Here is a 16,083-nt window from a genome sequence, read left to right on the forward strand (position 1 = left end):
TTTTGTGTGTAAATAACAATGAGGAATTTTAACTTACTAAGCGTATTTTATACCTTATATATGTTGTGTAGCGCAAGTATGACTAGGTGTTGTCAACACAAAGATACACTGGGTATTGTGGTGTTTGTTAAAAACCATCCATAAGTTTAGAAAATGGCCAATAGAATGGAAATAGTAAAGGATGGAAATAAAGGTGACCCATCCTTTTTCGGTTATTCTGGGATTCCCAAAAGCTTCGATTGTAAATATTTCCTAATAGGTGGTTAGAAAACCAATTAATACCATTCGATAGAATCAATAAACATTTCTAATCTTTCCATATATACACCACCATTATAATCATTACGGTCAGCGTGTTTTTGCAGATAATACCACTCACCCGAAATTTCAAATAGTTGAAAATGACCATCGATAAATTCTCCATCCATTCCACTTTGATAGGAAAAATGGTAAGGTTCATCTCCATCAAGGTCTTGATAATATGAAAGGTCGATGTTCAGTGCTTCAAACATGATTTCTTTTCCTTTCTCAAGAGGAAATCCATCCTTTAGCTTACCAAATGAGTAAAAGCTATTTTCTGAAACATTTGGTTCTGTAAAACGCCATTCTGTAAAATATTCGTGGTCTATTCGTTGAATGTCAGTATTGCTAGGAAGATAACTACTCATACCTAATTCATTGTTTCCATACAACTCCACATCAATTTGCTGTACTCCAAAGGCACCTACTTTCAAAGCAACGCTTTTTTCAACTGGCCTCTTGTACTCAGGATGAAGAGCACCTTCAGAACCATGAATGGTGAATGGTGAATCGACAATCTCCATATAAGTAAAGAAGCTCAAAGGCAACGTCCAGCTTTCAACATCATCAAGAGGCAATTCAGAAGTATAGATCATCGGATAGCCAAACAATTCAGAAATATACAGTTCCCTGAACTTGTTGTTGTCTTCATCAAAAAATGCCGATAACTTTGCACCCTCTATATCAAATGGAAATACATTCGGGTAGGGAAATGGTATCTCATGATCCATTGTAATGGAGCTTACAAATAATTCTACTGGAATAGAAATTTCTTCTGCTTTGGTAAGATTAGCAGATAATTCTTGGAGTTGAGCATCAAATACTTCTTGGGAGTAATCTTCAGTAAAAAGTACGAGATTCATTCGTTCCCCTTGACTACCAATCATTTGAATGGAATGTTTTTGTTCGCCTTCTTCTTCTTCGATCGTCCAACCATCTGGAAGATAAACTGCTAACATTTCATTAAAAATCCTTTTGGATTTCATCGCATTTATGTCGGATAAGTCAAAGGAAGGTCTGTTAAGTACTTTATGCAATAGATTCAAGTTTTCTTCATTTGAATGTTCTTCCGTACTTTCTTCATTCTGCTGTGAATCAATATTTTCTTGTTCGATGATCTCCGCATTCCTTCCCTCATCTCTATCCCCTTCTAATTTATCGGTACTAAGGAATAACAACCCAGCAATTCCAGCAACAACTACAGCAGCAGAACTACCAACGACTTTTTGAAGAAATTTACGACGCTTTGAACCCATTTTTGACAAATCAGCTCGATCGTTTAACCCATCTTGAAACACAAGAAGACTTTTATCACGTGCTTCTTTGGAAGCTTTCATTTTTTTCTTGTTCATCAGTAAGTAGAATAACTTATCATCTTTTTGTTTACGCTCATTCATCAACTACTCACCTCCAGATTGATTTGTTCAGAGAGTGCCTTTCTTGCACGGTTTTGCAAAGCTTTCACAGAAAGGATTGTTTTCCCCATAATTTCAGCTGTTTCCTTAATAGAAAAGTCCTCAATAAACCTCAAATGCAGAACAGTTTGATAGTGTTTTGGAAGTTTATCAAGTGTTTGCATCACTTCATCTATATGTAAATTTCTGAGGACTGTTTTTTCAGCAGATTCATCCTTACCAGCTATACACTCCATAAAGTTTTGATCCATTGTTATGGGATATTGTCTTTTATTATTCTTTCGATAATAATCAATCACGACGTTTCGGGCAATTTTAAAAATCCACGTCTTAAAAGATGATTTTCCTTCGAATTGGTGAAGTTGTCTTGCTGTTTTAAAGAAAACATCCTGCAACAGTTCCTCTGAATCGTGATAGCTATTCGTCTGTATGAAAATATAATAGAAAATATGATCGACATATCGACTGTGCAATTCCTGAATAGCCAGTTGATCACCTCTAAGAATCTCACGTATGAGTTCGTGATCGTTCATTTATCTTCCTCCTATTCCTATCTCTTAATTATAGACGATAGGTTATCAAAAAAGATTCTCATAAATCATTTTTTTTAGAACATTTAAGCAAATGCTATTATCAAAAAAAAATTTTATTCTCGCAAGATAACTATGTAGATTCTACAACTAATTTCCCGGTTAAATTAAGTACTGCAAATTCCTTTTATTTCCACCATACTTGTCTTTCTATTATGAAACAACATTTTTTTGCGCATTTTTTATTAGTAATTTAATTTTAAGATAAGTTTGAACATTTAGTATGTGAAAAGAATATTTGTAAAAGAATCGGAAGAGTTAGCAAATGAATTCATTCCAGAGTTTAGTTCTATACATGAATGGATAAATCATACGATAAATTCTTTAGAAGAAGAGAATGAAATGTCTATAAATGCTGCAACACAATTTGATTTTGAAACGCATGTAGCTGGAAATATAAGTGTTTACTCGAGATATTTTGCTAACAATAGCAATAATTAGGTTGTAAAAGAAGAATTAGAAAAAATTGGTGAAACGACAATGGAGATTTTTGAAACTATGGCTGATGAAGAACGTAGATATAAATTTTTTGATCAGATATTAAAAATAGAATCGCTTAATAGTTAAGTGGTTACCTTGTAATTTTGGGAGTGTAATATAAACTGTGTAAGTAAGAAATGCGTACGGTTTCTTACTTACACAGTTTTTTTTATTTGGTAAAACAATAAATATAAAGCTAAAGGAGTGTTTTAAGTGGGGAAGCTAAAAAGAGATCCTGACTCCGTAGAATTAGCTAACAAGATTATTGAACAGTATCAACCTAAGTTCTGTAGAGGATATGCAAAATGCATTAAAAGACACATTTGGTCTGATGTTTGAATCGATGGTTAAAAGTTGAAATGAATTACCATTTGGGCTATGAATTAAATGATAAGGAAGAAAAAGAAACTAGCAATAGAAGAAATGGATATGGCAAGAAAACCGTTAAAACTAGTACTGGAGATGTTGAAATAGAAGTTCCTCGTGATCGTGATGGTTCTTTTGAAACGCAACTTATTCCCAAGCGACAAAAAGATGTTTCTGCGATCGAAGACAAAGTAATGAGTATGTATGCCAGAGGTATGTCTCAACGAACATTTCCTCCGCAATAGAGGATATCTATGGCTTCTCTGTATCTTATGAAATGATATCCAATATTACTGATAATGTATTACCAGAATTAGAAGATTGGCAAAGCAGTCCTTTAAGTAATTGTTACACTTTTGTGTTTGTAGATTGTATGTTTACAACCATCAGAAACCAATATGAAACTAAAAAGTATGCCGTATATACGATCTTAGGATACACCATGGAAGGAAATAAAGAATCCTTGGCTTATGGTTGAATGAAACAGAAAGTAAGCACAAATGGATGCAAATCTTTGACGAAATCAAAGCTAGAGGAGTAGAAGACATCTTCTTTTTATCTATGGATGGAGTATCTGGTCTTGAAGATGGAGCTCGTGCGATCTTCCCTGATATTATCGTGAATCGATGCATTGTTCATTTAATTCGTAATTCCATAAAATACGTACCTAGTAAAGACTATAAAGCATTTACAAAATCGCTCAGAAAAGTATATGGAGCACATGAAGGCTTGCTATACTGCTTTTGAATCCTTTAAACAACAATGGTCTGCCTATCCTGGTGCCATAGATGTATGGATTCGGAATTTTGATCACGTTGAACAGCTTTTTGATTACGGAAGTGCAGTACGAAAAATCATGTACACTACCAATGCGATAGAAAGTATACACTCCAGTTTCCGCAAAGTCACAAAAAAAGGAGCATTCCCAGACGAGAACGCTCTCTTAAAGGTTCTATTCCTACGAGTAAAAGAATTAGAAACAAAATGGGAAGGTGGGCATATACGGGATTGGTCTCTGGCTATGAATCAGTTATTAGTTGATGACCGATTGAAGGATAAAGTGCTTAAGTATATTTGAACTTACACACTTTACTTGACAAGCCTATTTATCGATTCTTACTAAGAGTATTTCGCTTACGGCAGCGCTTTTCTTTTTGTTCTTTTTTTAACATAGTCAAGAGTTTCTTAGCGTTGGCCTTGTCGCATTGTACGTATACATTCGTTTATCTTTTTCTTACTTCACATACTACGTGTAAGGATTGATCTTTAATCTCACGAATGGCTTGGATAAACCCTTCACTACTGAACCAACTGTCCACGAGCACATACTTTTCCCTAAACCCATGTTTCACCGTACGTTTGATCATAGTTAACGCATTAGTGATTTTATCAACTTTGCATTCCTTGCGGCGTTTCGCTCCGTGCGTACGAGGATCACATACCTTTTTATATTGTTTTTTCCGTTCCTTTGCTTTAACCGTTTCTCCATGTGCAAACTGAAGTCTAAAGGATTGAATCTTTTCCCGTCAAAGAACCCTAATGTTATATTTTTGAATCCTAGATTGCTTTCTTTCTTATTACCCACATGATCGTGCACCATCGAGACATTTTCAATCTTTTTACCCACGCGAATATCCGTGGTATCATCAACAATTAGCGCAGAGTTGTCAGAGACTTCCTTTTGAGGCTTGGCCAAGTATTTAAATTTTCTTACCAACGCCGAGTAACTGGCTTCCCCAGGACATCTTTTCATTATTTTTCATTCGGTAGCTGGCATCTTTTTTCATTGTTGTGACATTCTCAAATTGACTCCGATAGAGAGCGGGACACTGTTTAGCAACATCAATGGGAACATGATTATGAGCGCAAGAATTTCTGTCGCACTATATCCATCTTCCTTCTTGAATTTAATCTGATGACACAGTGATTTTAATTTGAAGGATTTCATCACATTACCTATAATCGTAGTAATGGAATAACCATGAGTTTTGAGTACATTTTGAATTTCGTTTACATTTTTCCGCATGATAACACCTCGTTTTTGGTTGATTTGAAGTTGTATCTTAATCATACCAAAAACCCTGTGTTCTTGCGGTTTTTTGCGTTTTTTTGTAAACTATTTATGCTTATTTTAGTGGTTTTATTGGGTGCGAAACATAAGTTAAATGTAGAAGATATACGGGAATGCACTGAGAGAAATTTGTTATAATCCCCTTTTAACCAATTTTGTATAAATTTTTATTACAATAAGTGTAGAAAATGTTGATCATCTATATGAGAATATATCTTGTTTAAATACTTATCCATTTTGTTCCAAATTCAAATTTGTAGCTGAAAATGTTTATTTCATATATATATTCTATCATCTCAGTATAAATAAAAGTACTATCTTTTTAGATAGCACTTTTTAAAGAGGAAAATATAATACTTTTGATCTTCTATCTTGTCATTAATCGTACCATTCTGTGTAAACACTTCTACTCGGATAAGTTAATTTACGTAAAAAAAGCTCAGATTTACCATTACTTCCATCATTCAACCCTCTTACACTTACTTCCCATCTTCTATGTTCTTTAATTTCTATCTGTTTAACTAAATAACTAGAAAAAGTGTCTTGTTCTCTTAACTGAAATACGTAGGGAATAGCTAACGATGAAGGGAAATGATCTATAAAGATATCTATTCTAATATCTCCCCCCGTTGAATGAAATATATGGGATTCGTTTGTAAAAAGACTTCCACCAATATAGTCCCACTGCCCATTTGGAGGTGTTGAATTAATACCAATCGATTTACTATTAAACTCATTGTTATTATTGTCTGTAACCTTGTTGGCAGTAATTTCTACTCCATTATCCAATACAAACGTTTTTCCATCTTCTAGAATTACTTTTTCACCTGTCTTTACAAAAACTTTATCATCTTCAGGGTCATGGTTGTTTAATTCATCAGCTGAAACTTTTAACCCTTCTAAAGATACTACAAAAAATCCGATAAGAAATAATCCTAGTAGCCACTTTTTCATCATCCATATTCCTCCCTGTTATATATTTTCATTATATAGACGGTTCCGTGTTAAAAATAGTTCCCTTTGATGATAATTTAATTGGTAATTTTCTGATTCCTAACAAGGAGGATTATTATCGTAGTTTAATTTATCTTTTTTCCATCTTTACTGTATATATAAAGTTGATATGAATCTTTTTCTATCACTGGAGGAACATTAGTTGAGTTAAAGTAATCTCCAATTACATTTTGAAGATAAATTCCATGTTCCTCTTCGGATGAACTTACAGAAGTTTTGATTTCAAATATAAGAGGGTCTTCTTTATAAGAAAATCCAGTAACTTTATACATTTCATTCCCTGTTAACATACCTGCAAGACCTCCAATCTTCTTGTCTAAATCTGTTAATGGCTTGAGTGTTGATCCATCATTTCCTACAGATACTTCAGGACCGGATACAGTTACATGGAACTCATATTCTTTGAAATCTGTATGATCCAGTAATTCTTTTTTTATAGATTGAGCATATTCTTGTAATTCTTTTTCATTGTTAATAGAAGCATTAACGGTAACTGAAATATATTTATCTAGTGGTTCTACAAAGACATGTTCTATGTCAATATTTAGTTCAGATACTAATCCTTTAATTTCCTGTTCCATATTCTCTTTCTCCGTTTGTTGAGCATTTGTAATGTGATAGGATGCCTGGTCATCTTGTTGTTGCACATTGACTGTAAATGAATCATACTGATTGTTGTGTAGGAATCTTTCTACTGTTATTCTAATATCGTCCATAATAGAATATTGATAATTCGATGTCCCGCCTAGAGAAATGAGTATTTCTTTTCCAGAGAAAACAGGGACGCTTATGTCGATATTATCGGTGTAATAATCTTTTTCTTCTAATTCATCGATTATTTGTTCAGGCAACGGTTTAAGATTAAACATACTTGAAATGAATGGTACTTCTGAAGCATATACTAACATCGTTTTTGATTGTAACAGTGTAGTGAGTAATAAAATAAAAACAATTGCTCCAGCACCTAGGGTATATAGAATTTTTTTATTTTTGAATATCTGGACAAAAGATAAACGTATTTTTTTATTCACTTGCTCACCTCTATTCTTTGTTGCAGATTCAACGCCTGATTGTATATAGGAATCTAATTGCTTGGGGACTTCAATTTTATTAATCTCTGATTTGACATTATTTTTCATAGTAATCCTTCCTTTCCGCATTATTTCTTAACTTTTCTAATGAACGGTAATATAAGGACTTTACAGATCCTGATGGTAATTCCATGGTTTCTGATATTTGTTTAAAGGTGTAATCGAAATAAAATTTCAGAATGATAACTGTTTTTTCCTTATGATTTAATGTCGATAGGAGTTGTTCTATTGAAATATTTAGTGGGACGTCTTCATTTACATAAGATAAGTTTTCTAAATGATTAGTTTCATAATGGACTGTATGTTTCTTTGATTTTAATATATTTAACGCACAGTTTATCGTTATTCTGATAATCCAAGTTTTAAAAAATTTTGGTTTTTTTAAAGTCGATATATTTTTAAATGCACAATAAGCTGTCTCTTGTATAACATCTAAGGAATCTTCCTTGTTTTTCGTATATACAAATGCAACCCTATATAGCTGATGTTTATATAGTTGAAATAACTCTAAAAAAGATTCTACATCTCCACTCTGAGCTTTGATTACTAGTTTTCTAATTTGTATCACCCCGTTTTTAACTGTAACTATATATTAGACTGTACATAGCTTTATTAAGTTTCAAGAACTATAAAATTTCTTCACATTATAGAAATTGTTTTGAGTAATTACCTTTCAAAGTACTTTGGGAAATAAAGCGACTTTTGAAGAAGGAATACTGGGTATGCCAAATACGGGGAAATATTATAGTAAATTAATAAGTTTTGAAATGCTAATATTTTGCTTACGCAATTTAGAACGTTAAATTACGTTAAAGATGTTACAAATTGGAAATATACAAAACCTTGATTTAACGCATTCTTGTCGCTCAATATATAAAATGTTACTGCATTTCACCTTATGGGCTGCTTGATGTAACAGAAGTAGAAAATAAACGTAAGCGTCAAATAGTCCCCACGTTTATATGATAATCTATTCATTCGATAATCTTCTTAGAAAAAGTTTCGGGAGGTTATGCAATGACGAAAGCTCAAAAAAGAATAGAATGGAAAGCAAGATTTGATGCCTGGAAAGCCAGTGGCTTGAGTGTTGCTGAATGGTGCCGGGTAGAAGGTGTTAAAGATCATCAGATGTATTACTGGATTCGTAGATTTGAAGATGAGATAGATTCTGAATCAGAAGTACAGTGGCTTGCGGTAGACATGCAAAGTGAGACAACAGGCCATATAAGTGATCAATCCGTTTTTATACATGTCGGTCAACTTTCTATTGAAGTGCGCCCAGGTACTAATATGGCATTACTTTCCGATGTAGTGCATGTGCTGCATAAACAATGATAATTAATACACGATACGAACGTGTTCATTTAGCGCGAGGCAGTACAGATCTTCGCAAATCTATAGATGGTCTGGCAGTCATTGTAAAGGAATGTTTCAACCTTGATCCATTTTCTCCTTGCTTATTTGTCTTCTGTAATCGGAAGCGAGATAAGCTTAAAATCCTTCAGTGGGAGCACAATGGGGTTTGGTTGCATTACCGCAGATTAGAACGTAGTACCTTTCAATGGCCATCTGCGGAGGACCAAGCACCAATGGATATCAGTCCTCGCCAACTGCGTTGGCTGTTAGATGGGCTGCCTATTGACCAAAAACAAGCACACCGGGTTCTTTTTCGGTGTGCCCGGCATGGGTACAGACTCTAGGGTGAAAGTTCGAACAGTGAAGGCAGTAGTAGCTGTAGCTTAAGACAAGGTCATGAAGGGTGACCTCCATGGCTGAAGGCAGTCGGCGGCAAACTTCTGCTCCGAGGGACACGAATCTCATACAAGGCTAGGTGGCACTGGATGAGTCTGCCGAACAAGACAAAGTCCTTACTGCCGAAGATGTCACAGAGTAAATGAGGCGGAGACATGGAAGGAAAGTCTGTACTCTTACCCGGGGAGAATCTGTCGGCACGCCGTGCCTACACGGTAAGCGTACTCGAAACGGGTGCGTTGAACGACAGACGTCAGCAGAGGTCATAGTACTTAATAGCTTAAGATGTTAGGGAAGGACTGAACCAATTATGGAGAGTCACGCCTTGGCGTACATACCATTCATTGAAACAGAAAACGTTAGATGCCTCATCTAGTGGAGGAAGTAATGAATGTACTGGGGACATTAGAGAGGGTGGAGAATATGTATGACACAAGAAGGAAAGGGACTTACGCAGGAGGAAATATCGATGTTAATGAAACGAGTCGTCTCAAATGAAAATGTCTTACTTGCCGAAAAGCGAGTAAGGAAAAACAAAGGAAGCCACGGAGTGGATGGCATGGACGTAAAATCCCTACGACCTTACCTTCACGAGAACTGGGTCCTAATAAGACAACAGTTACTAGAGGGCACCTATCAACCTCAACCCGTTCGCCGAGTCGAAATCCCAAAAACCAGGTGGTGGGAAGAGAAAATTAGGAATCCCAACAGTAACGGACCGTTTTATTCAACAGGCAATCTCTCAAGTTTTAACAAAAGTATACGATCCCACCTTTTCGGAATGTAGCTATGGATTCCGTCCAAAAAGACGAGCACATGATGCAGTCAATAAAGCACGCAACTACATTAAGGAAGGTTACCGATGGGTAGTCGATATGGACTTAGAGAAGTTCTTTGATAAAGTTCATCATGACCGATTGATGTCGACGCTCAATAAACGCATACAAGACCCAAAACTATTGCGACTCATCCGCCGTTATCTCCAAGCAGGAGTATTAGAGCAGGGACTTGTCAGCCAAATACCGAAGGGACTCCGCAAGGAGGTCCTTTGAACCCATTACTATCTAACATTGCGTTGGATGAATTGGACAAAGAATTAGAGAAACGTGGACACAAGTTTGTTCGTTATGCAGATGATTGTAATATCTATGTGCGGTCGAAAAGAGCGGGCGAAAGGGTAATGAAAGCAATAACTAACTTTATCGAGAAGAAGTTAAAACTAAAGGTCAACCGTGAGAAGAGTGCGGTAGATCGACCTTGGAAACGAAAGTTTCTGGGGTTTAGTTTTACTTCGAACAAGAAACATCCTAAGGTCAGATTATCGAAAACATCAATACAGAGGTTTAAGGCAAGGGTTAGGGAAATAACTTCTAGGAAGAAATTTATGAAGATGGAAGATCGAATCCGTAAACTTAATCAGTATCTTGTTGGTTGGATAGGATACTACCAACTTATAGATACAACAACTGTATTAAAGAATCTTGAGGGATGGTTAACTCGTAGGTTGAGAATTATTCTGTGGAAAGAATGGAAGAATCCTCGGACGAGAGTCCGAAATCTCACCAAACTAGGCGGGGGAGGAAAATCCTATGAATGGGGAAACTCTCGTAAAGGATACTGGCGAGTAGCCAAAAGTCCAATTCTACACAAAACCCTTGGTACCGCCTATTGGCGAAAACAAGGGCTAAAGAGTTTAACTTTGAGATATGAAATTCTACGTTCGACATAATCTGGAACCGCCGTATACGGAACCGTACGTACGGTGGTCTGAGGGGGAAGGAGGTTAGTCACCTCCCCCTATCTCAATTATACTAATTTTATGGAAAATAATGCGCAAACAACTCAAGACACAATTGAATATTACAAAGAGCGCAATGAAAAGCTTGAAATGGAAAAGGAAGCATTGGAGGCAAAACTAAAGTGGTATGAGGAGCAATTACGTCTAAGCCAACAACGGAGATTTGGTTCTTCCAGTGAGAAAACCAATCCCGACCAACTATCCCTTTTCAATGAAGCTGAGGATACGGCAGATTCAACTGTGGAAGAGCCAACAGTTGAAACGATTACATATAAACGCAAAAAACAGCGCGGAGAACGTAAACAAAAACTTGAAAACCTGCCTACAGAGACGATTGAATATCGTTTATCTGAAGAGGAACAGATTTGTTCGTGCTGCGGTGGTTCACTCCACGAAATGAGCATGGAAGTGCGTAAAGAATTGAAAGTTATACCGGCCGAAGTAAAAGTCGTAGAGTATGTTCGACACGTCTATAGCTGCCGTCATTGCGAACGCAATGAAATCGAAACACCTATTAAAACAGCGTCAATGCCAACTCCTGTATTTCCAGGCAGTTTGGCATCTCCATCAGCAATAGCATATACGGTGTCGTAGAAGTATGTAGAAAGCATGCCCCTGTACCGGCAGGAAAAGCAGCTGAAACGCTTGGGCGTATTTATCCCGCGTCAAACATTAGCTAACTGGATTATGCATGGCGCGAATGCTTGGCTTCAGTTGATTTGCAATGCGATGTACAGGCATCTCTTACAACATGATATCCTGCATGCAAACGAGACATCATTGCAGGTTCGGAAAGAACCTTTTTGGTCCCAATTTGGTCCCAATTTGGCCCCAAATTAGTGCATTAACTTGCATTAATTTGCAAACTGAATAAAAATAAAAAACCCCTTAAAACGTTGATATAACAACATTTCAAGGGGTTGTGTGTGTTATCCTGCAAATAATGCAGATTAACGAGAGTAGAACTCAACGATAAGTTGTTCTGAAATTTCAGCTGGAAGTTCAGAACGCTCTGGTAAACGAGTGAAAGTTCCTTCTAAGTTGTTTTCATCGAATGATACATAATCAGGAACAAAGTTGTTTACTTCGATTGCTTCTTTAATGATATCTAGATTTTTAGACTTTTCACGAACACCAATAGATTGACCTGGCTTTACAAGGTAAGATGGGATATCAACACGTGAACCATCAACTGTAATATGACCATGGTTTACTAACTGACGAGCTTGTCTGCGAGTACGAGCAAGACCTAAACGGTAAACTAGGTTATCAAGGCGAGATTCAAGAAGAATCATGAAGTTTTCACCATGAACACCTTTCATTTTACCAGCTTTATCAAATAGGTTACGGAATTGACGTTCGTTCAATCCGTACATAAAGCGTAGTTTTTGTTTTTCTTGCAATTGTAAACCATACTCAGACATCTTTCTGCGTTGGTTTGCTCCATGTTGCCCAGGAGCATATGGGCGTTTATCTAGCTCTTTGCCAGTTCCAGTTAATGAAATGCCAAGACGACGTGATTTTTTCCATACAGATCCAGTATATCGTGCCATAGGACATTTCCTCCTTTTATTTTATTTGCATAAAATAAAACTCGACCGTGACTCCTCCGATGTCCATTATGTATTCATGTACCATCGCTCCAGCAGCAGAGAGTTACACGATACACCTCTTTAAAAGAGGTACATAATGGGGGCATGCGGTGATTCACATAGGCTACCTTATTATTTTACACATAGACTAGTATATAAGTTATACAGATGTAAGTCAATGATTTTCTTAGATATTCCTGTATTTTACTATAATCACCTAGCTAAGATTAGTTTTTCCATATTTAGTGGAATATAGTATGTAAATTTTCCAAAACTTCTGTATTGGGATAGGAAATATATCATTCTTATTATATAATATAAAAGTAATAGTTAGAAATTCCTATAATAGGTGATATATATATGAAAAGATTTCAAAATCTAGCGGAAAAAATAAGAAGTAGTTATTTTACATTACTTACAGATACCCATGATGAAAAAGAGTGGATATTTTATACAGAATTAACAAGTTTGTTAGAGCGTTTATTAAACGTTTCTTATATTGGTTTTTATAAATATAATCATTGGAATAATTCATTCTTATTAATGAATGAAAAGAACAATTATATAAAAGTCGAGATAAATGATCATGATCATTATTACAAAGAAGCTATGATGAATAATACCTGTCAAACCTTTCATCAAGATCATGATATCATAAAAACAAAGGATCTTTCGCTTACATATGCTACGATTCCATTACAACCTAAAATTGGGCCAGTATGTTTTTTACTAATACAAAACGATGCTACGAGTCAGCTTCAAGATGATGTTTTACCAATTATAAAGACGGAAACAGAAAAAGTCCTTAATATAATAAATGACATGAATATTATGGGGGAGAGGGAAAAGAAGGAACAATTTTTACTGGAACGTACATCCCAATTTTTTTCTACTAGTGATAAAAACAAAATTTTGAAAGAGATCTTAGAATCCATTAAAAAGATATATCCAACATTTTCACATTATTTATTGCTATCGCAAGATTATGATCATAATTCTTCCTTACCTATTAAGGCATTGGAGTATAGTGATGATTCTACCAAACGAGTAAGTTCCCAAGCTTTTATCAGTGGCGAAATTCAAATAGAAGATCGTTTGTTAGACAAAAAAACGTATATGTATGCTCCCTTGAAAGGGAAGCAAGGGATATACGGCGTGTTACAAATCATTACTCCATCTATAGTAGAATTTCCAGATTTTGATATTGAATTTATTAAAAGGTTTGCTGATACTGCTGGAAAAGCAATAGAAAATGTCACGTTATATCAAGACTCAAAGCATTTAGTGGCGGATTTAAAACTAATTAACGAAATCACACACCAATTAAATTCAAATTTGAATTTAAGGGAAATCACGAAAGTAGTAAAAAATCAGATTATTAATATTTGTCATGCGTCACAGCTAGGATTTATTTATGTTAATAAAGAAAATAATCATAGCTTTGAGGTTCTAGATGGAAGTACGTCTTATTTTGAAAGTATTGAAGGTCGGTCATTATTTAAATACTTATGGGATCAGTTGCTGAAGACCAAGGATGCAATTTTTGCAGGAGAATTCCAAAGTGAATTAAACATTCCTTATCGTTCAGTTATGGCTGTTCCCATGCAACATTCTGGAACGATAACTGGTATCGTTATTATTTTGCATGAACAACCTTACTTCTTTTCGTTTGATAATTTTAAATTTATCCAGTCTTTAGTACAACACTCAACACTAGCATTAGCGAATACCATTTTAAAAGAACAATTAGAAAAAGCTGTCCATACAGATTATTTAACAAAGCTATATGCTAGAAGTTATTTAGATGAGAAAATTCGCGATCATATGGAAACTGGTGAGATGGGTACACTGATCTTATTTGATATTGATGATTTTAAAAAGGTCAATGATACACATGGACATTATATTGGCGATGAGGTTATAAAACAAATTGCAGAAATTATTTTAACGAATATTGAAGATGAGGATGTAGCAGCAAGATGGGGAGGAGAGGAATTAGCGATATATTTACCAAATACAACTTTAAATGATGGCGTACAGATCGCAGGAGTCATTAGTAAACAAGTAGCAAATTTTACTTCACCGTCCGTCACACTTTCAGCAGGTGTTTCTTCATGGTCAAACAAAAGTAACGATACTGCTAAGAGATTCTTTGTCCGTGCAGATAAGGCGTTGTATGAGGCAAAAAGTTATGGAAAGAATTGTGTAGTTAAGAAAAGCCAAGATGAAGAAGAACCAGTAATACATGAGTAAAGGCGGTTAATTTAGCCGCCTCGGATTAAAGAAATTTTATTAATGCTTGAACATATTTTTCTAAGTAAAGCTGATCTGTTTCATCAAAACGACTTAGTTTTGGACTATCAATATCAAGTACGCCAAACGGTTCATCTTGTATAACGATGGGCACAACTATTTCTGACTGACTAGCACTATCACAAGCTATATGTCCCGGAAAGTTATGAACATTTTCAATTCGTTGCGTAGCTTGCTCTTTTATTGCTGTCCCACAAACACCTCTACCATACGGGATTCGAATACAAGCAGGTAAACCTTGGAATGGACCGAGTACTAACTGATCGTTTTTCCATAAATAAAAACCAACCCAGTTAACGTCATCTAAAAATTGATTGAGTAATGCAGCTGCATTGGAAAGATTGGCAACTGTGTCGTTCTCTCCTTCTAATAAAGAAGTTAATTGCTTGATTAGTAATTCATAATCCTGGACTTTATTTCCAGAATAGCCTGTTGTTTGAAACATACGTATCCCTCTCTATCAATTATATTTCGACAAAAATGCAGAGATTTGTCGATGAAAAAATGCAGGATATTTGTCATCTTTGTCGTATTTAAGATATAGATGGGTAATCCATATTCAACATCAAAACTCATGACTAGGAGTTGAAAAATATGAAAAACAATCCTACAAAAGAAAAAGTTATTAATGCAGCTTCTAGATTATTTTTTCAGAAAGGTTTTCATGGAACATCGGTCCGAGATATTGCAGAAGCAGCCTCTGTGAATGTTTCCTTAATAAGTTATTACTTCAAAGGTAAACAAGGATTGTTAGAATATGCAGTAACCCATTACTATGAAGCTTATTTGGAAACAATGGAAGAAACCTTGCAGCATTCAGAGTCGATGTCACCGTTAGAAAAGGTGAAAAAATTAATATACTCCATTATACAGTACAAACAAAGTAACCTCCAACTTTCTTGTTTTATCCACCGAGAGTTATCTTTGGATTCTGTATTTGTAAGGGAGATGGCTGTTACTTATTTAGCAAAGGAAAATTATTTAATAAGGCTGGCTTTTATGGATGCGATTAAAGATGAAAAGAAAAACAATTTAGACCGTCAGTTCTTATTAATGCAATTGAAGGGCATGTTAGTAACACCTTATATTTTACATAATGAATGGAAGGACCAAGTGATTGGGGATTATTCCCATACACAATTTATAAATAAATATGTCCAAACAATTCATAACTGGATAGATTATGTAGTACACCAAGATAGCGCATAAATAATCATAATTAATATTTAGTTATATTTTTTTGTCATCGTTCCATCTACTGTGTAGTAATTCTACTTCATCTAATCCACTTACGAAATAAT

The 16,083-nt window shown here is 35.3% G+C and carries 12 protein-coding genes and 3 pseudogenes; 8 read left to right on the top strand and 7 right to left on the bottom strand.

Features of this window, described 5'->3' with window-relative positions:
• Nucleotides 1-275 precede the first annotated feature (275 nt).
• A complete protein-coding gene (locus GMD78_RS00190; RefSeq protein ID WP_155665981.1) occupies nt 276-1,697 on the bottom strand; it encodes a hypothetical protein in 1,422 nt (473 codons plus the stop codon).
• Nucleotides 1,697-2,248, bottom strand: a complete 552-nt coding sequence (locus GMD78_RS00195) for an RNA polymerase sigma factor (protein ID WP_155665983.1) — start codon at nt 2,246-2,248, stop codon at nt 1,697-1,699. The genes GMD78_RS00190 and GMD78_RS00195 overlap by 1 nt, the downstream gene beginning before the upstream one ends.
• Nucleotides 2,249-2,530: 282 nt before the next feature.
• Between GMD78_RS00195 and GMD78_RS00200 the strand changes: the two genes are divergently transcribed.
• Nucleotides 2,531-2,746, top strand: coding sequence for a hypothetical protein (locus GMD78_RS00200; RefSeq protein ID WP_155665984.1), 216 nt, complete (start codon nt 2,531-2,533; stop codon nt 2,744-2,746).
• A gap of 252 nt (nt 2,747-2,998) precedes the next feature.
• Nucleotides 2,999-4,229 (top strand): annotated as a pseudogene (locus GMD78_RS00205) (IS256 family transposase).
• A 1,371-nt stretch (nt 4,230-5,600) separates the two neighbouring features.
• On the opposite strand, the gene GMD78_RS00220 reads toward GMD78_RS00205, so the two are convergent.
• The 3 genes from GMD78_RS00220 to GMD78_RS00230 form a co-directional block, all read right to left on the bottom strand.
• Nucleotides 5,601-6,179 (bottom strand): hypothetical protein, encoded by a 579-nt coding sequence (locus GMD78_RS00220; RefSeq protein ID WP_155665990.1) that lies wholly within the window; start codon nt 6,177-6,179, stop codon nt 5,601-5,603.
• A 122-nt stretch (nt 6,180-6,301) separates the two neighbouring features.
• Entirely contained in the window at nt 6,302-7,375 is a 1,074-nt protein-coding gene (locus tag GMD78_RS00225) for a DUF4179 domain-containing protein (RefSeq protein WP_155665992.1), read from the bottom strand.
• Nucleotides 7,365-7,895, bottom strand: a complete 531-nt coding sequence (locus GMD78_RS00230; protein ID WP_343042035.1) for a sigma-70 family RNA polymerase sigma factor — start codon at nt 7,893-7,895, stop codon at nt 7,365-7,367. Before GMD78_RS00230 ends, GMD78_RS00225 begins: the two co-directional genes overlap by 11 nt.
• A gap of 449 nt (nt 7,896-8,344) precedes the next feature.
• Between GMD78_RS00230 and tnpA the strand changes: the two genes are divergently transcribed.
• The 4 genes and pseudogenes from tnpA to GMD78_RS00250 all read left to right on the top strand — a co-directional run.
• Nucleotides 8,345-8,662, top strand: coding sequence for an IS66 family insertion sequence element accessory protein TnpA (gene tnpA / locus GMD78_RS00235; protein WP_155665994.1), 318 nt, complete (start codon nt 8,345-8,347; stop codon nt 8,660-8,662).
• Complete coding sequence (tnpB, locus tag GMD78_RS00240; RefSeq protein WP_155665996.1) at nt 8,659-9,027, top strand: IS66 family insertion sequence element accessory protein TnpB; 369 nt, start codon at nt 8,659-8,661, stop codon at nt 9,025-9,027. The genes tnpA and tnpB overlap by 4 nt, the downstream gene beginning before the upstream one ends.
• 521 nt (nt 9,028-9,548) lie before the next feature.
• Nucleotides 9,549-10,808, top strand: a pseudogene (gene ltrA, locus GMD78_RS00245) (group II intron reverse transcriptase/maturase).
• 90 nt (nt 10,809-10,898) lie between these two features.
• Nucleotides 10,899-11,678 (top strand): annotated as a pseudogene (locus GMD78_RS00250) (transposase); the annotation flags it as partial.
• 149 nt (nt 11,679-11,827) lie between these two features.
• On the opposite strand, the gene rpsD reads toward GMD78_RS00250, so the two are convergent.
• Nucleotides 11,828-12,430, bottom strand: a complete 603-nt coding sequence (gene rpsD, locus GMD78_RS00255; RefSeq protein WP_155665998.1) for a 30S ribosomal protein S4 — start codon at nt 12,428-12,430, stop codon at nt 11,828-11,830.
• Nucleotides 12,431-12,829: 399 nt separating this feature from the next.
• On the opposite strand from rpsD, the gene GMD78_RS00260 reads away from it, so the two are divergent.
• Nucleotides 12,830-14,722 carry a sensor domain-containing diguanylate cyclase gene (locus tag GMD78_RS00260; protein WP_155665999.1) on the top strand — a complete coding sequence of 631 codons (1,893 nt, stop codon included), beginning with the start codon at nt 12,830-12,832 and terminating at the stop codon, nt 14,720-14,722.
• A 25-nt stretch (nt 14,723-14,747) separates the two neighbouring features.
• Here GMD78_RS00260 and GMD78_RS00265 read toward each other — a convergent pair whose 3' ends face one another.
• Entirely contained in the window at nt 14,748-15,227 is a 480-nt protein-coding gene (locus tag GMD78_RS00265; RefSeq protein ID WP_155666001.1) for a GAF domain-containing protein, read from the bottom strand.
• Nucleotides 15,228-15,376: 149 nt separating this feature from the next.
• Here GMD78_RS00265 and refZ point away from each other — a divergent pair, with 149 nt between their 5' ends.
• Nucleotides 15,377-15,991, top strand: a complete 615-nt coding sequence (gene refZ, locus GMD78_RS00270; protein WP_155666003.1) for a forespore capture DNA-binding protein RefZ — start codon at nt 15,377-15,379, stop codon at nt 15,989-15,991.
• Nucleotides 15,992-16,083 lie beyond the last annotated feature (92 nt).

Source organism: Ornithinibacillus caprae (assembly GCF_009728145.1).
Classification (GTDB): domain Bacteria; phylum Bacillota; class Bacilli; order Bacillales; family Amphibacillaceae; genus Ornithinibacillus; species Ornithinibacillus caprae.

Bases quoted from the DNA above. Each gene is read 5' to 3' on its own strand.
- GMD78_RS00225 (WP_155665992.1), bottom strand. From the start codon at position 7,375: ATGAAAAATAATGTCAAATCAGAGATTAATAAAATTGAAGTCCCCAAG.
- refZ (WP_155666003.1), top strand. From the start codon at position 15,377: ATGAAAAACAATCCTACAAAAGAAAAAGTTATTAATGCAGCTTCTAGA.
- tnpA (WP_155665994.1), top strand. From the start codon at position 8,345: ATGACGAAAGCTCAAAAAAGAATAGAATGGAAAGCAAGATTTGATGCC.
- GMD78_RS00260 (WP_155665999.1), top strand. From the start codon at position 12,830: ATGAAAAGATTTCAAAATCTAGCGGAAAAAATAAGAAGTAGTTATTTT.
- GMD78_RS00265 (WP_155666001.1), bottom strand. From the start codon at position 15,227: ATGTTTCAAACAACAGGCTATTCTGGAAATAAAGTCCAGGATTATGAA.
- rpsD (WP_155665998.1), bottom strand. From the start codon at position 12,430: ATGGCACGATATACTGGATCTGTATGGAAAAAATCACGTCGTCTTGGC.
- GMD78_RS00195 (WP_155665983.1), bottom strand. From the start codon at position 2,248: ATGAACGATCACGAACTCATACGTGAGATTCTTAGAGGTGATCAACTG.
- tnpB (WP_155665996.1), top strand. From the start codon at position 8,659: ATGATAATTAATACACGATACGAACGTGTTCATTTAGCGCGAGGCAGT.
- GMD78_RS00190 (WP_155665981.1), bottom strand. From the start codon at position 1,697: ATGAATGAGCGTAAACAAAAAGATGATAAGTTATTCTACTTACTGATG.
- GMD78_RS00220 (WP_155665990.1), bottom strand. From the start codon at position 6,179: ATGATGAAAAAGTGGCTACTAGGATTATTTCTTATCGGATTTTTTGTA.